At 61.1% G+C, this 19,880-nt stretch carries 18 protein-coding genes and 1 tRNA gene; 12 read left to right on the top strand and 7 right to left on the bottom strand.

Annotated elements, in window-relative coordinates; translation table 11 throughout:
* Positions 1-16: 16 nt before the first annotated feature.
* Positions 17-1,837, bottom strand: coding sequence for an extracellular solute-binding protein (locus tag NKH37_RS00610; protein WP_353040731.1), 1,821 nt, complete (start codon positions 1,835-1,837; stop codon positions 17-19).
* 230 nt (positions 1,838-2,067) lie between these two features.
* On the opposite strand from NKH37_RS00610, the gene NKH37_RS00605 reads away from it, so the two are divergent.
* Positions 2,068-2,697, top strand: a complete 630-nt coding sequence (locus NKH37_RS00605; protein ID WP_023717607.1) for an invasion associated locus B family protein — start codon at positions 2,068-2,070, stop codon at positions 2,695-2,697.
* A gap of 131 nt (positions 2,698-2,828) precedes the next feature.
* On the opposite strand, the gene hspQ is transcribed toward NKH37_RS00605, so the two are convergent.
* Both hspQ and NKH37_RS00595 read right to left on the bottom strand, forming a co-directional pair.
* The gene (gene hspQ / locus NKH37_RS00600) at positions 2,829-3,152 is read right to left on the bottom strand and encodes a heat shock protein HspQ (protein WP_352482577.1); all 324 of its coding nucleotides are present in this window, start codon (positions 3,150-3,152) and stop codon (positions 2,829-2,831) included.
* A 220-nt stretch (positions 3,153-3,372) separates the two neighbouring features.
* Positions 3,373-4,584, bottom strand: coding sequence for a UbiH/UbiF family hydroxylase (locus tag NKH37_RS00595; protein WP_352716667.1), 1,212 nt, complete (start codon positions 4,582-4,584; stop codon positions 3,373-3,375).
* 61 nt (positions 4,585-4,645) lie between these two features.
* Here NKH37_RS00595 and NKH37_RS00590 point away from each other — a divergent pair, with 61 nt between their 5' ends.
* The 8 genes from NKH37_RS00590 to NKH37_RS00555 all read left to right on the top strand — a co-directional run bounded on the left by NKH37_RS00590 (position 4,646) and on the right by NKH37_RS00555 (position 12,909).
* Positions 4,646-5,584 (top strand): DUF2182 domain-containing protein, encoded by a 939-nt coding sequence (locus NKH37_RS00590; protein WP_352587504.1) that lies wholly within the window; start codon positions 4,646-4,648, stop codon positions 5,582-5,584.
* A gap of 13 nt (positions 5,585-5,597) precedes the next feature.
* Complete coding sequence (locus NKH37_RS00585) at positions 5,598-6,212, top strand: DUF1326 domain-containing protein (RefSeq protein ID WP_353040729.1); 615 nt, start codon at positions 5,598-5,600, stop codon at positions 6,210-6,212.
* Positions 6,209-7,024, top strand: a complete 816-nt coding sequence (gene pcsA / locus NKH37_RS00580) for a phosphatidylcholine synthase (protein ID WP_023717602.1) — start codon at positions 6,209-6,211, stop codon at positions 7,022-7,024. The genes NKH37_RS00585 and pcsA overlap by 4 nt, the downstream gene beginning before the upstream one ends.
* Before the next feature lie 18 nt (positions 7,025-7,042).
* Positions 7,043-8,020 (top strand): quinone oxidoreductase family protein, encoded by a 978-nt coding sequence (locus NKH37_RS00575; protein ID WP_353040727.1) that lies wholly within the window; start codon positions 7,043-7,045, stop codon positions 8,018-8,020.
* A gap of 179 nt (positions 8,021-8,199) precedes the next feature.
* Positions 8,200-9,765 (top strand): ABC transporter ATP-binding protein, encoded by a 1,566-nt coding sequence (locus NKH37_RS00570; RefSeq protein ID WP_352482570.1) that lies wholly within the window; start codon positions 8,200-8,202, stop codon positions 9,763-9,765.
* Positions 9,762-10,874 (top strand): ABC transporter permease, encoded by a 1,113-nt coding sequence (locus tag NKH37_RS00565; protein ID WP_353006122.1) that lies wholly within the window; start codon positions 9,762-9,764, stop codon positions 10,872-10,874. Before NKH37_RS00570 ends, NKH37_RS00565 begins: the two co-directional genes overlap by 4 nt.
* Positions 10,874-11,794: an ABC transporter permease gene (locus NKH37_RS00560; RefSeq protein WP_031193566.1), complete on the top strand. Its 921-nt coding sequence runs from the start codon at positions 10,874-10,876 to the stop codon at positions 11,792-11,794. The genes NKH37_RS00565 and NKH37_RS00560 overlap by 1 nt, the downstream gene beginning before the upstream one ends.
* 47 nt (positions 11,795-11,841) lie before the next feature.
* On the top strand, positions 11,842-12,909 hold the full coding sequence (locus NKH37_RS00555; RefSeq protein WP_023717597.1) for a BMP family ABC transporter substrate-binding protein: 1,068 nt from the start codon (positions 11,842-11,844) through the stop codon (positions 12,907-12,909).
* Positions 12,910-12,975: 66 nt separating this feature from the next.
* Here the strand turns inward: NKH37_RS00555 and rimO are convergent, their stop codons facing one another.
* The 4 genes from rimO to NKH37_RS00535 form a co-directional block, all read right to left on the bottom strand.
* On the bottom strand, positions 12,976-14,289 hold the full coding sequence (rimO, locus tag NKH37_RS00550) for a 30S ribosomal protein S12 methylthiotransferase RimO (protein WP_353006123.1): 1,314 nt from the start codon (positions 14,287-14,289) through the stop codon (positions 12,976-12,978).
* A gap of 146 nt (positions 14,290-14,435) precedes the next feature.
* Positions 14,436-15,095, bottom strand: a complete 660-nt coding sequence (locus NKH37_RS00545; protein ID WP_023717595.1) for a TerC family protein — start codon at positions 15,093-15,095, stop codon at positions 14,436-14,438.
* A 193-nt stretch (positions 15,096-15,288) separates the two neighbouring features.
* Positions 15,289-15,696, bottom strand: coding sequence for a DUF930 domain-containing protein (locus NKH37_RS00540; RefSeq protein WP_352482561.1), 408 nt, complete (start codon positions 15,694-15,696; stop codon positions 15,289-15,291).
* 90 nt (positions 15,697-15,786) lie between these two features.
* Positions 15,787-15,876, bottom strand: a tRNA-Ser gene (locus NKH37_RS00535).
* Between the two features lie 447 nt (positions 15,877-16,323).
* On the opposite strand from NKH37_RS00535, the gene NKH37_RS00530 reads away from it, so the two are divergent.
* The 3 genes from NKH37_RS00530 to NKH37_RS00520 all read left to right on the top strand — a co-directional run bounded on the left by NKH37_RS00530 (position 16,324) and on the right by NKH37_RS00520 (position 19,826).
* Complete coding sequence (locus tag NKH37_RS00530; RefSeq protein ID WP_245278523.1) at positions 16,324-17,070, top strand: hypothetical protein; 747 nt, start codon at positions 16,324-16,326, stop codon at positions 17,068-17,070.
* Positions 17,071-17,345: 275 nt separating this feature from the next.
* Complete coding sequence (locus NKH37_RS00525) at positions 17,346-18,563, top strand: septal ring lytic transglycosylase RlpA family protein (protein WP_353040725.1); 1,218 nt, start codon at positions 17,346-17,348, stop codon at positions 18,561-18,563.
* A 132-nt stretch (positions 18,564-18,695) separates the two neighbouring features.
* Positions 18,696-19,826, top strand: coding sequence for a D-alanyl-D-alanine carboxypeptidase family protein (locus tag NKH37_RS00520; RefSeq protein ID WP_036244342.1), 1,131 nt, complete (start codon positions 18,696-18,698; stop codon positions 19,824-19,826).
* Positions 19,827-19,880 lie beyond the last annotated feature (54 nt).

Below are 19,880 nucleotides of genomic sequence, written 5' to 3'. Positions count from 1 at the left end.
TCCTGTTCTGAAGAGGTCACTTCGGTTTGCGCCACCAGGTCGGCCACTGATAGCCGTATATGGGCGTCTTTTGCGGATGTTCCAGATAGTTCCAATAAGCAAGCCATTGCCGGTTGTTGTGCTGCGTCGGCACCATGTAGTTACCGGAGATCAACAGCCGGTCGAGGACGCGGACGGCGGCGACATGGTCCTCCTTCGAGCGAGCTCTCAACATCGCCTCGATCGCCGCGTCCACCGCCGGATCGGCGACGCCGGCGAGGTTGAACGAGCCTTCGGCCTTGGCGGCAGCGGATCCCCAGCGCCCGGTTTGCTCGATACCGGGCGACAGCGAGTTGTTGAAACCGGTCGAGCCAACCAGCACCTCGAAATCGAAACGCTGCTTGCGCGACTGGATCTGATCACCGTCGAGGCTGCGGATACCGACATCGATGCCGAGCTTCTCAAGCGTGCGCTGATAGATAGCGGCAAGTCGCTCTTCGTCCTGCGAGGCGGTCAGGATCTCGAAACCGAACGGCTTTCCCTCGGGATCGAGCATCGCGCCGTCCTGCACCGCATAGCCTGCGCTCTTCAGCAGCTCGAATGCGGCCTTCAGCACCTTGCGGTCCTGGCCAGAGCCGTCGGTGACAGACGGCCTGTAGGTGCCGTCCATGACATCTGCAGGCACGCGGCCGGGGTAGGGAGCCAGCAGGGCCTTTTCCTTTTCGCTGGCCGGGTGGCCGAGCGCGGAGAGTTCGGAATTCTGCCAAAAGCTCATCGTTCGCGTGTATTTGCCGCCGAATAGATTCTTGTTGGCCCATTCGAAATCGTAGAGCATGCCGAGCGCACGCCGCACGACCGGATTGGAAAATTTCGGCAGCCGCGTGTTGAACAGAAAACCGTTGACCACCGGCGGAATGCCGGTGTCGAAAGTTTCAGCGATGACCTCGCCCCGGTGGAAGGCCGGAAAGTCGAGATCGCGCTCGCGTTTGACCGGGTCGCTGTCGTCGTCGATGGCGCAGATGCCTTTCTTGAACGCTTCCTGCTTGGCGTTGGCGTTGAGGAAATATTCGATGGTGATCTGGGCATAGTTGTCGAAGCCACGCTTGGACGGCACGTCCTTGCCCCAATAGTCCGGATTGCGCTTGAACACGATGCGCTGGCCGGGCACGACTTGCGCCACCGTGTAAGGGCCGCTGCCGACCACCGGCTTCAGCGTGGTCCTGTCGAATGTGTCCTTGTTGAAAGCGTGTTTCGGGATGATCGGCGTCAGCGCAACGATCAGCGGAAATTCGCGGTCGGCCTTGTCGTTGAAGGTGAAGCGCACGCTGCGGTCGCCGGTCTTTTCGAGCTTGGCAATCGCTTTCATCCGCTGGCTGTAAGGTGGCCGGCCCTTCTCGGTGAAGACGTCATAGGTGAACAACACGTCTTCCGGCGTCACCGGCTCGCCGTCCGACCATTTGGCCCTGGGATCGAGATGGAATTCGATGCTCTTGCGCTCGGGATCCATGTCGGCGGTATCGGCGAGCAGGCCGTAGAGACTGAAGGCCTCGTCGTAGTTGCGCTGCATCAACGGCTCGAAGACGAGATTGCCAAAGGCTTGATCCATCATGCCGCGCGCCGTGGTGCGCAGGCTTTTCAGGATGAACGGATTCAGATTGTCGAATCTGCCGACGACGCAATAGGTAATGCTGCCGCCTTTCGGCGCGTCGGGGTTGACGTAGTTGAAATGCTTATAGTCGGACGGAAGCGCCGGCTCGCCCTGCATGGCAAGCGCGTGCTTCGGTTCCGACAGGGTCGGTTGCAGGGAAAGGCCGACAAACAACATTGTGGCGATCAGCCAAATGACAACGCGGCCCATGACCGTCTCCTTCCCGATTCGATGCGCAGCATACATGAGCCGGTCGTGCACCGGCCAACCCCCTGAGCCAATCCTTCGGCCAAGATTCGCGAGGCTCGGGCTGGATTCGGCATCGCTTGCAGTGTAACACGCCGTCCGAAGTCATTCTGTTGCCTCATTTCGGCAACAGGTAGCTGGACCACACGGCGCGAAAAAGCCGGTTCCGGGATCATTTGAGAGGAATGCACGACATGACCAGCCTGAACAGCAACGCGTACCGCCTGTCGGTCATGGCCGCTGGCGTGGTCGGCATTCTCGGCGCCGGGATTCCCGCTGCTTCCGCGCAGCAGCAACAGCAGATTCCGCAAGGCTGGTTCAAGGCCTGCACCAAGCAGGAAGACGTCGACATCTGCAATGTCCAGAACATCACCACCGCCGGCAACGGCCAGCTCATCACCGGCGTCAGCCTGATCGAATTGAAGGGCAAGGTGAACCGCAAGGTGTTCCAGGTGACGGTTCCGACCGGCCGGCTGGTTCCTCCCGGCATCGGCCTCCAGATCGACGGCGGCAAGGCGCAGAAGCTCGACTATGTGATCTGCTTCCCGGACCGCTGCGTGGCGGAAGTGCCGCTGACCGATCAGCTCGTCGCATCCTTCAAGAAGGGATCGGCGCTGACACTGACCTCGATCAATTTCCAGAACCAGCCGAATCCGATCAAGATTGCGCTGACCGGCTTCAGCGGCGCCTTCGACGGCCCGCCGCTGCAGCAGTCGGACATCGAGGACCGGCAGAAGAAGCTCCAGGAGTTCGTCGCCAAGAACAACCAGGATTTTGCCAAGAAGCTCAAGGAAGAGCAGGAAAAGGCGAAGGCCGCCAACTGATCGACTGCCGCCAACTGATCGACGGGTTTTCGAACAAACAAAAAGCGGGGTTCATGCCTCGCTTTTTTTGCTGAACCGGCTGATTGTCGGGTCCAGCCATGTCTCAAGCCGGCCAAGTCCTAGCTAAGTCATCAATGTCTCGATTGGTGCTTCGGTTCGTAGCGCCCGTCCGGCCTCTTCTCGAACATCTCACCTATCTGTGGATGCCGGACCGGTTCGCCCGACCGGTCCTCGAGCAAATTCTGCTCGGACACGTAGGCGATGTATTCCGTTTCCGAATTCTCGGCGAGCAGATGATAAAAGGGCTGGTCCTTGCGCGGCCGCACGTCAGCGGGGATCGCCTCGTACCATTCGTCGGTGTTGGCGAATTGCGGGTCGACATCGAAAATGACACCACGGAACGGAAACAGCCGGTGGCGAACCACCTGTCCGATCGAGAATTTGGCTGTCTTCATCGCACTCACCACTTGAACTTCTTGGACGCTACGCATCCTGGAACACGCAAGGAACGCTCCAAGACTTTAGACTCTAACGCATCGGTCCGGCAAAGATTGGTCCAGACCTTGCCGTCGACATGTTCGTTATTTGGCGCAGACTCTGCGTCAATTCAATCCCGAAGCGCGTGACGCCGGGTTGAGTTCGCAAGATGCGGAGCAAGGGCGGTACCCAAGATCGCTAGCGCTCAGCCGGTTTTCGCAATCCACCAAAAAATGCCGCAAAACCGCTGCCGGGTCGCAGACCCTCGCGCATAAAAAACGCCCGCAACGGCGCAAACCCTTCAAGCACGCCAAGACCAGCGCTGCGCGCCAACTGGGCCGGCAGCATGTCGGAAAGCAACGACATGTTGAGCAGGTTGACCGCGCTACTGCGCGCCAGGATGTCCGGCCGCCGCTTGAAATCATAGGTCGCAAGCGCCTTGGCGGCGCCCGGGTCCGAGCGATTTCTGCTTGCGGTACCAATCAGGTCGTCGATGTCCCTGATGCCGAGATTAAGGCCTTGCGCGCCGATTGGGGGAAACACATGGGCGGCTTCGCCGACAAGCGCCACGCGGTGCTGCGCAAACCGCCACGGGCTCACCGCTGAAAGGGGGTAGACCTGTCGGCCGGGCTCAACCGACACGCGGCCCAGCATCGATTGCATCCGCTGTTCGACCCGCGTCGAAAGCTCGGCGTCGTCAAGTGCTGCAAGGTCCCTGGCGGTATCGGGCTCGAGCACCCAGACAAGGCTGGACCGGTTGCCGGGCAGGGGAACCTGTGTGAACGGACCGGTCTCGGTGTGGAATTCGGTCGAAGTAAAGGCATGGTCGCTGCGGTGACCGAAATTGAGCACCAGCGCCGCCTGCGGATAGGATCGGACCGATGTCCGGATGCCGGCTGCCTCGCGGGCCGGCGACTGACGGCCATCGGCGGCAACCGCCAACGACGCCTCAATCTCGCTGCCGTCGGCGAGAACGGCATGGGCATGGTCGGCATCGAGGCGCCATGCCTCCACCATCGACTTTCGCCACTCGATGCCCGCATGCGCGCCGACAGCCTCGGCTAGCGCGCGGTTAAGAACGCTGTTGGGCACGTTCAGTCCGAATTGCTCTTCGTCGATCTCGCTGGCGCGAAAGGTCACTGTCGGGCCGCGGATCAGCCGGCTTGTTGCATCGACGATGCGCATCACCTTGAGCGGCGCTGCGTGCGGCCTGATTCTATCCAGGATCCCGAGCCGTTCTAACATCTTCAGGGCAGGGTTCATCAAGGCTGTCGTCCGGGCATCGGGGCCGGCTGCCTCGGGTCCGACGAGCGTCACCGGAAAGCCGGTCTCGGCAAAGCCAAGCGCCGCGATCAGCCCTGCGGGGCCGCTGCCGGCAACGAGTATCCGTGCTGTTTCCCGATGATCCAAATTCGGCTTTCCGATTGCGAGGTGAGGCCTATCCGACCTGCCGGTCCATATAGGTCAGGTGATGTCGCTTGATCAACGCGGCGATTCGGCCCATTCGGTTGCCATGACCGGCCAACAAGACGATTTCAGCCACCTGGACGGTATCGGCCGTGCGATGGCGAGCGTTGCGCGCAGCCCTCGACTGACGGTGAGCGTTGTTGCTGGCATGGGCATCGCCCTTGCATGGCTCCTTCTCGGCGCAATTGCAGTTCGTGGTGCCGTAAGCCGGCTCCCGGGCACCGATGCACCCGGTGACACTATGCTGAGATATCTGCCGCAACTGCCGCTGCCGGATTTCCTTGCGCGTTTCTTCGCCCTCTGCCTTGCGCCGGCGCCGCTTCACGCAAGCCTAGGCGCGCAAGGCGGGGCACTCACCGCGATGTGGCTGTTGATGGCCATCGCGACCATGCTGCCCTCCGCGGCGCCGATGATCCGGACCTATTGCGAGATCGCAGATACCGCCAGGATCAAGAGGGAGCCGGTCGCCCATCCGTTGGTCCTCGTCGCTGGATATTTAAGCGTCTGGCTTGCCGCCTCGGCAATGTTCGCAGCCCTGACGCTAGCAGTCGATGCATTCGCGTCACCCGGGCAGATGCTCGATCCGGCGGTTGGAATTGCCGGAGCAGCCGCGCTGTCGATCGCTGGTCTCTATCAGTTCAGCTGGCTGAAGGAAGCCTGTCTGGAGAAGTGCAGAAATCCGTTCTCGGTCCTGTTCGCCAACTGGAGCGCCAGGCCCATTCGCATTTTCCGGCTCGGCATGGAGCAGGGCCTGTGGTGCCTTGGATGCTGCTGGGCGCTGATGCTGGTAATGTTTGCCGTCGGCGTGATGAACGTGTTCTGGATGGCGCTCATCGGCCTGTTTAGCCTGGTCGAAAAACAGGCGGCAGGCAATCTGCCGACGCGGCTGGCCGGCGCGATACTGCTTGTCTGGGCAGCCACGCTGCTAGTAGTCTCGACATGAGGGGGAGAATTCGATGACAGACCAAAACTGGGCAATGAAGGGAGAGCTCGTCCTCTCCTGCAATTGCACGGTTTTTTGCCCTTGCGTGCTGTCGCTCGGCAATCATCCGCCGACGGAAGGCTATTGCCAGACCTGGGCCGGATTCCGCATCGATGCCGGCCATTTCGGCGAGGTCGACCGGTCTGGTCTCAATCTTGGGCTGATCATGGAAATCCCCGGCTATATGAGCCGCGGCAACTGGACTGCCGGCCTGTTCATCGACAAGCGCGCCTCGGTCTACGCTGTGAAGGCACTGACGAAGATATTCACCGGCAAGGCCGGCGGAACCACATCGCTGCTCTCGATCCTGGTCGGACAGTTCCTCGGCGCCGAGCAGGTGCCGATCACCTACGAGACGCGTGAGAAAACGCGCATCTTTCAGATACCGAAGATCATCGATGGCGCGGTGACGCCGATCACCGGCAAGGATCGCGACAAGGATACGGTCATCACCAATTCGGAATACTGGATCGCGCCGGAGATCATCGTCGCCAAATCCGACAGGAGCAAAATGCGGGCCTTTGGCCGCAACTGGAACTTTGCCGGCCGCTCGGCCGAAATCTGCAAGCTGGACTGGCGGGGACCGTGAGCAAGAAGACGACGGCCAGGAAAATCGCCGACCGGATTCCGCGGCCGAAGAAGAAAGTCACATGGCCGCAGGCGCGGGCGTTCTCGGTCCATCTCTTGACCGCGTCGGGCTCATTCCTGGCGTTTCTGTCGCTGGTCGCAGCAAGCGAGCAGCGCTGGACGGCGATGTTCTGGTGGCTAGGGCTGGCGCTGTTCGTCGACGGCATCGACGGGCCGATCGCCAGGAAGCTCGACGTCAAGGAAATCCTACCGACATGGTCGGGCGAACTCCTCGACAACATCATCGACTACGTGACCTACGTGCTGATTCCGGCCTTCGCGCTCTATCAGCGCGGCTTCATGGGCGAGCGCCTGTCGTTCCTGTCGGCGGCGATCATCGTGGTGTCGAGCGCAATCTACTATGCCGATACCGGCATGAAGACGAAGGAGAATTTCTTCAAGGGCTTTCCAGTCGTCTGGAACATGGTGGTGTTCACGCTGTTCGTCATCGAACCCGGACAATGGGTTTCCTTCGCCGTGGTCGTGGTGGCCGGCATTCTCACCTTCGTGCCGATCCATTTCATCCATCCGGTGCGGGTGAAGCGGCTGCGGCCAGTCAATCTCGGCATGACGCTGCTTTGGTGTGCTTTCGGCGCGCTGGCGCTGGCGCAGGCCGCGCTTGCCTCCTTCTATGACCAGATCGGCGTGCTGGGCGAGCAGGTCAGCGATTTCATCAAGATCGGAATTACGGTCACCGGGCTTTACCTCGCTTGCATCGGCGCTATCATGCAGTTCTTTCCAAATCTCGGCGCCAAGCCGGACAAGAAAGCCTGATCCCAAGAGAGCCGGAAAATGTCCAAAGCGATCCGCATCCACGCCAATGGCGGTCCGGAGGTCCTGACCTATGAGGATACCGATCCCGGGCGGCCGGGCTCGGGGCAGATTCTGGTCAGGCACACCGCGATCGGTCTCAATTTCATCGACGTCTATTACCGCTCGGGCCTTTATCCGCCGCAGGGCGGATTTCCGCTGATCCCCGGCGGTGAGGCGGCCGGCGTGGTTTTGGAGGTCGGCACAGATGTCGACTGGCTGACGCCCGGGGATCGCGTCGCCTATGCGGTGACCACCGGCGCCTATGCCGGGCAGCGCGTGATCGCCGCCGACCGCGTGGTGAAGGTGCCTGACGGCATCAGCGACGAACAGGCTGCGGCTATGATGCTGAAGGGCATGACCGCCGAGTACCTGTTGCGCCGTACGTTCAAAGTGAAGGCGGGCGATACGATCCTGTTTCACGCGGCGGCCGGCGGTGTCGGGCTGATCCTCGGCCAATGGGCCAAGCATCTCGGCGCGACGGTGATCGGCACCGCAATTTCGACCGACAAGATCGAGCTCGCCAAGGCGCACGGCTTCGACCACGTGATCAACTATCGCGAGCAGGATTTCGTCGCCGGTGTTGCCGCCATCACCGGTGGCAAGAAATGCGACGTTGTCTACGATTCGGTCGGCAACGATACGTTCCCGGCCTCGCTCGATTGCCTGCGGCCGCTCGGCACGTTCGTCAGCTTCGGTCAATCGTCTGGGCCGATCCCGCCCTTCAGCATCTCATTGCTGGCGCAGAAGGGCTCGTTGTTCGCAACGCGGCCGACGCTGTTCGTCTATAATGCCAAGCGCGAGGACCTCGAGGCTTCCGCCGCCGCCTTGTTCGATGTCGTGCTCAGCGGTGCCGTCAAGATCAAGATCAATCAGCGTTACGCGCTCAGCGATGCCGGCAAGGCGCATTCCGATCTCGAAGGGCGCAGGACGACCGGGACAACGATACTTATCCCCTGAGCGCCCGCAGTTTCGGCCCGCCGACGCCGCGGTTCTTGCGAACTGCGCTTTACCGCTTGAGTTTCCGCTGAAATTCTTGAAGCTCTTTCAAGTCGTGAGGCGCTTACCGTCGAGAGCAGGGCGCGCATACGATGTTTGCGGGAACACAGAACATATCTGGCAAACCAGATGGAGGCACTGTGAGTGCAGATCAAGACGGCGCAAACCTGCTGGAGGTTCGCGGCCTCACCAAGATATTCGGCACGCTGACGGCGTGCGACCATGTCGATCTCAACATCGCCAAGGGCGAGATCCACGCGTTGCTTGGCGAGAACGGCGCCGGCAAGTCGACGCTGGTGAAAATGCTGTTCGGATCGCTGGAACCGAATTCAGGTGAGATTTTCTGGAATGGCCAGGCGGTCAGGATCACCAGCCCCGGCGCCGCAAAAAAGCTCGGCATCGGCATGGTTTTCCAGCATTTTTCGCTGTTTGAAGCGCTGACGGCAGCGGAGAACATCGCGCTGTCGCTGGATGACGGCTCGCCGATCAGCACGATCGCGGCCAAGGCGAGGGCGCTCTCCTACAGTTATGGCCTGCCTCTCGATCCGCTATCGCTGGTCGGTGATCTGTCGGTCGGCGAGCGTCAGCGTATCGAAATCATCCGCTGCCTGCTGCAGACGCCGCAACTCATCATCCTGGACGAGCCGACTTCGGTGCTGACGCCGCAGGAAGCCGATAAGCTGTTCGAGACGCTCGAGCGGCTGCGTTCGGAAGGAAAATCCATCCTCTACATTTCGCACCGGCTGGAAGAGGTCAAACGCATTTGCGACCGCGCCACCGTGCTGCGTCACGGCAAGGTGGTCGGCCATTGCAATCCGCGCCAGGAAACCGCGTCTTCGTTGGCGCGGATGATGGTGGGCAACGAGGTTCAGGCTGTGGTGCGGGCGCCGGCCGAAGATATCGAGACCGCGCCGGTGCTGCTTCAAATCCGCGAACTCACCCGCAAGCCAGCGACCCCGTTCTCGATCCCGCTCAGGAACATCAATCTCGAGGTCCGCGCCGGCGAGGTGATCGGCATTGCCGGTGTGGCCGGCAACGGCCAGGGCGAATTCTTCGAATCCGTTTCCGGCGAGGTGCTGCAGCAGGATGCCGGCTCGGTCCGCATCCGTGGCAAGGATGCCGGAGGCCTCACCATCACCGGCAGGCGCCTGATGGGCGCTGCCTTCGTCCCGGAAGAGCGGCTCGGCCATGGCGCAGCACCGCGCATGAAGCTTTCGGAGAACCTGCTTCTGTCGCGCCACGCCACCGATGGCAAGATGTTTGTCGGCGCCGGTGGAACGGTCAAGAGCGATGCAATCTATTCCGCTGCCCAGCGCATCATAAAGGCGATGGACGTGCGCAAGAGCGCGCCGGATCCGGAGGCTGCGGCTCTTTCGGGCGGCAATCTGCAGAAATTCATCGTCGGCCGCGAACTCGACCGCCGGCCAAGCGTCCTGGTGGTCAATCAGCCGACCTGGGGGGTCGACGCGGGTGCGGCGGCCCGCATCCGCCAGGCGCTGATCGAGCTAGCGCGCAGCGGCTCGGCGGTGCTGGTGATCAGCCAGGACCTCGACGAGCTGTTCGAGATTTCCGATGCGATCACGGTCATGCACAATGGCGAACTGTCGAGGCCGCTGCCGATAGCTGAAGCGACATTCGAGAAGATCGGGCTGCTGATGGGCGGCTCAGAACCCGGGCATGCCGAACATACGTTGGAGACGGCTTGATGCGCCTCGAACTTGTAAAACGCCCGCAGCGCTCGATGCTGTTTTCGGCACTCTCGCCGTTCATCGCTTTCGTTTTGACGATCATTGCTGGTGCTATCATGTTCGCGCTGCTCGGCGTCAACCCGTTGACGGCGTTCCGCATCTACTTCATTGAACCGATCAGCCAAGTCTGGCAGTTGCATGAACTGGCGATCAAGGCCGCCCCCCTGATCCTGATCGCGGTCGGGCTGTCGGTCTGCTACAAGGCAAACATCTGGAACATCGGCGCCGAAGGCCAGTTCATCCTGGGCGGCATTGTCGGCTCGATCATTCCCGTGCTGTTTCCGCAGTTCGAAGGCCCATTGGTGCTGCCGTTGATGCTTCTTTTTGGCATGATCGGTGGGGCCGCCTATGCCGCAATCCCGGCACTGCTGAAGACGCGCTTCAACACCAACGAGATCCTGACCAGCCTGATGCTGGTCTATGTCGCCCAGCTCTTCCTCGATTGGCTGGTGCGCGGGCCGTGGCGCGATCCGCAGGGTCATGGTTTCCCGCAGACCATCCAGTTCAACGACTCGGCTATCCTTCCGGAACTCCTCCCGGAATCCGGCAGGGCGAACTGGGGATTTGTCTTCGCGCTGATCGCGGCAGTACTGATCTGGATCCTGATGAGCCGGATGCTGAAAGGCTTTGAGGTCCGCGTGCTCGGCTCGAGCCCGAGGGCAGGGCGCTTCGCCGGTTTCGGCCTGAGCCGCATGGTTTTCTTTGCCTTTCTGCTGTCGGGCGCGCTGGCCGGACTTGCCGGCATTTCGGAGGTCTCTGGCGCCATCGGCCAGCTGCAGCCGGTGATCTCGCCCGGCTACGGATTTACCGCCATCATCGTGGCATTCCTCGGCCGGCTCAATCCGCTGGGCATCGTTGCCGCCGGCCTTGTGCTGGCGCTGACCTATCTCGGCGGCGAGGCGGTGCAAAGCGCGCTCGGCATCTCCGACAAGGTGGCGCGCGTGTTCCAGGGGATGCTTTTGTTCTTCGTGCTCGGCTGCGACACGCTCATTCACTATCGCATCCGCCTGACCGGCCTTTCCGCGCCGAAACTCGAGGCAGCACCGAAGCTGGAGGAAGCCCGCTGATGGACATCACCGTCAACATCCTCTTGACCATCGCGACGGCGGCGACGCCGCTGCTGATAGCGGCGATCGGCGAACTGGTGGTCGAACGTTCCGGCGTGCTCAATCTCGGCGTCGAAGGCATGATGATCATGGGCGCGGTCGGCGGTTTCGGCGCCGGCTATCTGACCGGCTCGCCGTGGATAGGGCTATTGGCGGCAATTGCCATGGGGGCAGTGTTCTCGCTTCTGTTCGCGGTCATGACCCTGTCGCTGGCCACCAATCAAGTGGCCACCGGCCTGTCGCTGACGCTGCTTGGCCTCGGTCTTTCCGGCATGATGGGGACGAATTTTGTCGGCCAGCCCGGCGAGAGGTTGCCTAACCTCGATATTCCCGGCCTGACCGCAATCCCCATCGTCGGCAGGCTGCTGTTCGGTCAGGATCCGATCTTCTACATCTCGATCGCGCTGACCGCCGCCGTCATGTGGTTCCTGTTCAAGACCCGCACCGGGCTCACTCTGCGTTCGATCGGCGACAGCCATGCATCCGCCCATGCGCTTGGCATCCACGTCATCCGCTACCGCTATCTTTCGGTGATTTTCGGCGGCGCTTGTGCAGGCCTTGCCGGCGGCCACCTGTCGCTGGTCTATACACCGCAATGGGTGGAGAACATGACCGCCGGCCGCGGGTGGATCGCGCTGGCTCTGGTCGTCTTCGCCTCCTGGCGGCCATGGCGGGTGTTAGCCGGCGCCTATATTTTCGGCGCGGTCTGGATCGGCCAGCTTCATGCACAGGCATTTGGCATTCCGGTCCCCTCGCAACTGCTTTCTTCGCTGCCCTATCTGGCAACCGTCGTGGTTCTCGTTCTAATCTCGCGTAACAAGCGTCTGACGATGATGAACACGCCGGCTTCCCTGGGCCAGCCCTTCGTTCCGGATCGTTGACAACAAAAAGACGGAAGCTCCAAGGCTTAACTCAGAGAGGTAACACAATGAAAAAACTGCTTATTGCCCTGATGGCGACGACGGCCGCATTGTCACTGGCGGCGTCAGCCGAGGCGGCGGACAAGTTGAAGGCGTGCTGGGTCTATACCGGCCCGATAGGCGATTTCGGTTACTCCTACCAGCACGACCAAGGCCGCCTGGAGGTGGAAAAGGCACTCGGCGACAAGGTCGAGACCGCCTATCTCGAGAACGTCTCCGAAGGCCCCGACGCCGATCGCGCCTTCGAACGCCTGGCACGCGAAGGTTGCAAGATCATTTTCGGCACGTCCTTCGGTTTCATGGACCCGGAAGTGAAGATCGCCAAGAAATTCCCCAAGGTGATGTTCGAGCACGCCACCGGCTACAAGACGGCCGAAAATCTCGGCATCTACAATGCGCGTTTCTATGAAGGCCGCTACGTGCTTGGCCAGATCGCCGCCAAGCAATCGAAGTCGGGCGTCGCCGGCTACATCGTTTCCTTCCCGATCCCGGAAGTGGTGATGGGCATAAATTCCTTCATGCTCGGCGCGCAGTCGATCAACCCGAACTTCAAGGCGAAGATCGTCTGGGTGAACTCCTGGTTCGATCCGGGCAAGGAAGCCGACGCAGCCAAGGCATTGTTCGACCAAGGCGCCGACATCATCGTCCAGCACACCGACTCGACCGCTGCTTTGCAGGTGGCGGAGGAGCGCAAGCTGCACGGCTTCGGCCAGTCCTCCGACATGATCAAGTTCGCGCCGCACGCGCAGCTGACCTCGCTGACCGACGAGTGGGGCCCGTACTACATCAGCCGGGTCCAGGCGGCGCTCGACGGCACCTGGAAGCCCGACAATGTCTGGCTCGGCATCAAGGACGGCGCCGTCAAGCTGGCGCCGTTCACCAATATGCCCGACGACGTCAAGGTGATGGCCGAGGCCACCACCAAGAAGATAGCCGACGGCTGGAATCCCTTCACCGGGCCGATCGTCAAGCAGGACGGCACACCATGGCTGAAGGACGGCGAGGTCGCTGACGACGGCACGCTGCTTGGGATGAATTTCTATGTGAAGGGCGTCGACGACAAGCTGCCACAGTAAGCAACCGGAAACACATCGAACGAAAGGGCGCCACGCGGCGCCCTTTTTGTTTTGGATTGAACGATATCAGACCGCCGAGCCGTGGAGGTCGTAAGCGTCGGCACGATCGATCTTGACCGTGACGATGTCGCCGGCGCGCAACGGCCGCCGCGACTGGATATGCACCGAACCGTCGATTTCGGGCGCATCGTATTTGGTCCGGCCCTTGGCCGAATTGCCATGTGCTTCGTCGATCAGGACCGGCAAGCGCTTGCCGATTTTCTTGGTGAGTTGCGTTGCCGAGATCTTCTGCTGGCGCTGCATGAAGCGGTGCCAGCGGGCTTCCTTGACCTCCTGCGGCACTTGCTCGAGGCCGAGCTCGTTGGCACGGGCGCCTCTGACCGGCTCGTATTTGAAGCAGCCGGCACGATCGATCCTGGCCTCGTCCAGCCAGTCGAGCAGCATCTCGAAATCGTCGTCCGTCTCGCCGGGGAAACCGACGATGAAGGTGGAGCGGATGGCGAGATCCGGACAAACCTCGCGCCAGCCGCGAATGCGCTCGAGCGTCTTTTCGCCATGGGCGGGCCGGCGCATGTTCTTCAGCACCTGCGGCGAGGCGTGCTGGAACGGGATGTCGAGATAGGGAAGGATAGTGCCTTCGGCCATCAGCGGGATGACGTCGGCGACATGCGGATAGGGATAGACATAGTGCATGCGCACCCAGACACCGAGCTTACCCAGCTCTTCCGACAGATCGAGGAATTTCGCCCGCACTTCGCGATCGCCGAACATGCTGGTCTGGTATTTGATGTCGATGCCGTAGGCGCTGGTGTCCTGCGAGATGACGAGGATCTCCTTGACCCCGGCCTTGGCCAGCTTCTCGGCTTCGCGCAACACGTCGGCGGCCGGCCGCGATACGAGATCGCCGCGCAGCGCCGGGATGATGCAGAAGGTGCAGCGGTTGTTGCAGCCTTCCGAAATCTTGAGATAGGCATAGTGGCGCGGCGTGAGCTTGACGCCCTGCGGCGGCAAAAGGTCGATATAGGGATCGTGGCTCGGGGGAGCGGCCTCATGCACTGCCGCCATCACGCTTTCATAAGCTTGCGGGCCGGTGATGGCGAGGACGTTGGGATGTCTTTCACGGATGACGTCCGGTTCGGCGCCGAGGCAGCCGGTGACGATGACCTTGCCATTCTCCGAAAGTGCCGAGCCGATGGCGTTGAGCGATTCGTCGCGGGCCGAATCGAGGAAGCCACAGGTGTTGACGACGACCAGGTCGGCGCCGTCGTGCTTGCGGGCGATCTCGTAGCCTTCGGCGCGCAGGCGCGTGATGATGCGTTCCGAATCCACAAGGGCTTTCGGGCATCCAAGACTGACGAAGCTGACACGAGGGGCGGACATCAAAGCTTTTCCGGATTTTCAGGATTGGCGGCGCAGTACCACAGTTGTTGCCGCATTGGTATGGGCAGCGGCTGCAGCGAAACGCAAGCACCCCCGAAGGCTGGCCGAAGTCGAAGTGCCGGCCGATGCGAATTCGAGTCGATGCGTCAGCTCACCGCACTGCTGACATGCGGCAAGACTTCCACCGCGCCTCGATAGATCATATCGAGTGCGACATAGAAGATGATCAAAAGGCCGATATAGGCGATCCAGCGATGGCGGTGCAGCAGCTTGGCGATGAAGCTCGCGGCAAGGCCCATCAGCGCGATCGACAGGACCAGGCCGATCACCAGCACCTGGAAGTGATCGCGCGCTGCGCCGGCGACTGCCAGTACGTTGTCGAGCGACATAGAGACGTCGGCGATGACGATCTGCAATGCAGCCTGACCCAGCGTCTTCTTACGCGCCTTCCCGGCCACCATATTATCGCTGTTGATATCGGAATTGGACAACGCCTCGGTCGCCTCCACTTCGTCGGCATGGGAGGTGCGCAGTTCGCGATACATCTTCCAGCACACCCACAGCAGCAGGATGCCGCCGGCCAGCAGCAGGCCGACAATCTGGAGCAGAGTGACAGTGATAGCTGCAAAACCGATGCGCAGCACCGTCGCCGCCACCACGCCGATAAGGATCGCTCTCTTGCGCTGCTCGACCGGCAGGCCGGCAGCGGCAAGGCCGATGACAATGGCGTTATCGCCTGCAAGCACGAGATCGATGGCGATGACCTGGAGCAGGGCAGAGAAGCCCGCGGCGGTGAAAATTTCCATCGACTGGGAGTTCCCTTGCTGGTTGGCCGGCCGTTCGGGTTGAATGCCTGGAGGCCCTAACGTGTATGGTTCCCGCGCGTCAAGGGACTGGTTGGAACAAGGTCGGCAAACCGCCCGTCACGGCGGCAACATACAGAGTTTGCGACGATCGGCCCGAAACACCGGCGAAAATGCGGCCAGAGGTCGCGAATGCTTAGTTGTAGAGATTGTATTTGGGCCAGTCGCTTTCGGGAATTTCGTCGCCGATCCGGTAGCGGAGTTGCAGGACTTCCATATGGTCCGGCGCTGTCTCGCATTTGAATTTCAGCCGGTACCATTGTCCCTTGCTGCGAAAGGCAGCGCCCGGGCTCCTGATCGCATCGGCGCCCATTTCGGGCGTCGCAAAGGCGTAAGCGACGACGCGATCGGCTCTGTATTTGTGGTCGTCGCGGGTAATCCGGTCGAGAATTTCGGCGTCGCATCTCTGCTCCAGCCGGGTTTGCGGATCGAGTTTCAGCAGGCCGGCGCGCAATGCGCTGTCCATGGCGGTGGCCGGCCAAGCCACTATCGTCCATGCGAAAACCGCAGAAAATAGTTTATTCATAGGCGGGAGAAGCATCATATTCGGACGGAGAAATCAACCCGATCGGGGGTCACTTCCCGGTCATCTCGACGCAAGCCCAGGAGATTGCTTTCGGGACAAGGCTTCAAATGGCGGAGGGAGTGGGATTCGAACCCACGGTGGGCTTGCACCCACGCCGGTTTTCAAGACCGGTGCCTTAAACCGCTCGGCCATCCCTCCAAGGTGATTTTTCAATCACTTAGGATATCGCGAGAGGGCGGGTTCGAGCAGTCGGTACCGGATTGGCACCAGGACGTTCCCCGACCGGTTCGCGCTTCATTCCTGTAAAGCCGCATTCAACACCAAGTCAACCATGGCGACCGCACCTTTGGGCGCGATTCAGGACGGTGAGCAGCCCGGCATGGCGACCTGTGTTTTGTGCTGAGTGTGGAAAATCGTTTTTAAAACCCGCACAGACTATTAATCGTTGTGCGCCGATATGTTGGGCGCATTAAACACATGTAAGTAAATCGTATTCCGGAGTTGATTTTGGCCGTACTTGGCGCTCTCCCGCCCGGTCTTCGCTGTAGACCAATTCGAGAAACCGACTGGGAGGGAGTGGTCGACTGTCTGTGCAGGGGCTTTCCGGCGCGTAACCGGAGTTACTGGATACAGGCTCTGACCCGTTTGTCGCAGCGGCCCGCAGTTGCCGAGTTCCCACAATATGGCTTTGTTTTGGAGCATGCCGGTCGGATCGTCGGCGTTGTGCTCACCCTTTATGCTCGCTACCAGGGGTCGGAGGGCGACGAAATCCGCTGCAATCTTTCAAGCTGGTCAGTCGACGCAGAATTCCGTCCCTACGGCGCCATGTTGGTTGCGGCGGTTCTCAAGCGAAGGGATGTGACCTACACGAACATTTCGCCGGCACAAGCGACATTGAAAGCCAACCGGGCGCTCGGCTTTCGGCTCTTCTCCAGCGGACAATTTACCTTCGTGCCGGCTTTAAGTTCGGCGCAGCGGTCATGTCGCGTGCTCGAAGCGCGTCCCGATCTTCCGGAATTGGCGATGCTGTCCGAGAGTGAGAGATACATACTCTCTGAACACTCCACGCTGGGCTGCCTGTCGTTGATCTGCATTTGCGACGGAGCAGCGTTTCCCTTGGTGTTGATGCCGCGCCGAATGTTGCACGGTCTTATCCGATGCCATCAGATCATCTATTGCCGCTCGCTCGCGGATTTAAGCCGGTGCGCCGGTGCCGTGGGGCGCTTTCTCTTGCGAAGGGGAATCCTGGTTTGCTTTGTCGACGCCAAAGAGCCGATTCCAGGTTTGTTGGGGTGGTACCGCGCCAACAAGGGGCTGAAATACTTCAAGGGTCCCAGACCACCCGCACTTGGAGATCTGACGTTCACCGAGCTTGTGATATTCGGTCCCTGAATCTGCGCTCGCAGACATGCCAACGCCGGGCAGCAAAGCGTGCGGGCACGAATGGCGCTGGTGATCGATAAGCGATGATTTTCATGCCGATCGGCGAGACGGTCGTGCCACAATCTCGCCCGGTTCCGACCACAATCGGTTAATACGGTGATAAACAATTCCTGCGCACAAAAGGATTGGGGTTGGGAGTCGCCGGCGTTTCTGGAGTGGGTGCTTTGGCACCGCCAACGTTAAAGCTGCGGTGCCTTCGTCGAGACTGTAGGGGACAATCGAAAATGCAGACTACGGCGCGCCCGCGTCTTCGTCGCGCTTCCGCTTTCGCGCTGTTTGCCTTGTCGGCAGCCTTTCTTGCGGCATGTGCCGGGCCGCAGCAAAAGGCGATGGTCAACAAGAAACCACGCTCCAAGGAATATTTTTCCGAAGCCGAATACGGTGTGAAAGCCAGCCCGCGCGTGATGTTCAAGACGTCTCGCGGACGCGATCAGCTCGGCAGACCCTATCAGGTGCGCGGCAAGTGGTACTATCCAAAGGAAGACAAGCGTTACGCCAAGATTGGCCTCGCATCCTGGTATGGTGAGGCCTTCCACGGCCGGTTGACCGCCAACGGCGAAGTCTACGACATGGCAGATCTGACGGCGGCGCATCCGACCATGCCGCTGCCGAGCTATGCGCGGGTAACCAACATGAAGACCGGCAGTTCGGTGATCGTGCGCGTCAACGATCGCGGACCCTATCATGATGGACGCATCATCGATGTGTCTAAGCGCGCTGCTGAAATGCTCGATTATGCCAATATCGGTACGGCGGAGGTGAAGGTCGAATATGTCGGCCGTGCGCCGCTCGAAGGCAATGACGGTCAATATCTGATGGCCTCGTACCATCCCGGCAACAGGGCACCGGATCCATCGGACGGTCTGCCCAGCGGTGTCATGGTCGCCATGAATGGGCCGTCGCCGAGCCTGCCGGTAAGCGCCGCGGTGGTGCCGTTCCCCGGTCAGCTGACGAATTCCGGGCAGGCATCGGAAGCTGTCGTTGCGACGCAGGCACCGGCCTCCGGCGATGTGACGCTGCCCGAATTTGGACCGATCGTGCCGGAGCGTCCGGAAATCAACCTGCCGGCGCAATCGCCATTCACTGTGGCGTCGCTGTCCTATGCCAATGAGCGCGTGCAGCGCGCCTCCAACGCCTTCGCCGCGCTGGATGGCGTCGGCATGTCGCCCGCCGAGATTCTTCAATCCTGGAAACGGCAAGCTCCTCCAGCCGGGTCGCCCACGGACTATGTCGCGGCGGGTTCGTTCGAGGATGCCGCCGAAGCCGAGCGGGTGGCGGCCAAACTTTCCAGCTTCGGCAAGACCGAGATCCAGCGCTCCGAACTCGACGGCAAAGGCTGGTACTCGGTCAACCTCTATGCCGACGGCCATGGCAGCCTGGACGAGATGCTGCAGGCCGCGTGGTCGCATGGTGCGCCGGATGCGCTTGCCGTACGCAACTGATGGCGGGTCGCCTGGCTTTCTCGTGCGCGATTGATCCGCCGTGGAAAAGCCTGCTAGCTTCGGCCAACTTGCAAAAGAGCGCCGGCTGACTGGTCGAACCCGATGAAATTTTTCCGTCCTTCCACCGGGCTCATGACGCTCGGCCTGCTGCTGCTCTCGCTTGTGCCGGTCTCAGCACAGCTTTTCGAGACCAAGGCCGCGCAGGCCTTCATGATCGACGCCGAAACCGGCACCGTGCTGTTTTCCAAGGATGCGGACAGGTTGATCCCGCCGGCCTCGCTGGCCAAGCTGATGACGATGGAAGTGGTCTTCGACGCCATCAAATCAGGGCGCATGACGCTCGACGACACTTTCGTGGTCAGCGAGAACGCCTGGCGCAAGGGCGGCGCTCCTTCGGGGACATCGACCATGTTCGCGAAACTCAAGTCGACGATCCGGCTGGAGGACCTGATCCAGGGCGTGACCGTGCAGGCGGCCAATGACGGCTGTATCGTCATCGCTGAAGGAATGGCCGGGTCCGAAGCGAATTTCGCGGCGCAGATGACCGAGCGCGCCCGCCAGATCGGCTTGCAGAAATCGACCTTCGTCAATTCCACCGGTCTGCCGGCCGACGGGCAGCAAACGAGCGTTCGCGAGCTTGCGCTTCTGGCCCTGCATATCTGGCGCAACTACCCGGATCTCTACCGCTATTATGGCCAGAAGGATTTTAGCTGGAACAAGATTTCCCAGAGGAACCGCAACCCGTTGCTGGCCATGGATATAGGCGCCGACGGCCTTGCAGTCGGCGCCAGCGAGCAATCCGGATTCGGCATAGTCGGCTCGGTCAGCCACAATGGAACAAGGATGATTGCGGCAATGAGCGGACTGGCAAACGACCGCGAGCGCGCCGAGGAAGCGCGAAAGCTGCTCGACTGGGGCGTTCGCTCGTTCGAGAAGACGGAGATATTCGCCAAGGACGAAGTGGTTGGCGAAGCCCAGGTCTTTGGCGGCTCCAAATCCGGCGTCGCGTTAAAGGCTAATGGACCCGTGGAGATCTTCCTACCGATCGCCAACCGCGACAAGCTCACCGCCAGGATTGTCTATGACGGACCGGTGGCAGCGCCGGTGGAGGAGGGGCAGCCGGTGGGTACGCTGCGCGTCTGGATCGGCGATACGCTGAGCCAGGAGACGCCGCTTTTTGCCGCCGAGTCGATCGGTGTCGGTTCGTTGCCGCAACGCGCGCTCGATGCCGCCAAGGAACTGGCCGTCGGCTGGCTGCGTTAGCACCGTCGCGGTGGACCTTTTTTCCCGCCGGGACTATACGGTCCCCGAAGTATG

Origin of the sequence: Mesorhizobium sp. M1217 (assembly GCF_040318275.1) — a bacterium.
Lineage (GTDB): Bacteria > Pseudomonadota > Alphaproteobacteria > Rhizobiales > Rhizobiaceae > Mesorhizobium.
This window is presented reverse-complemented; position numbering and strand designations above follow the sequence as displayed.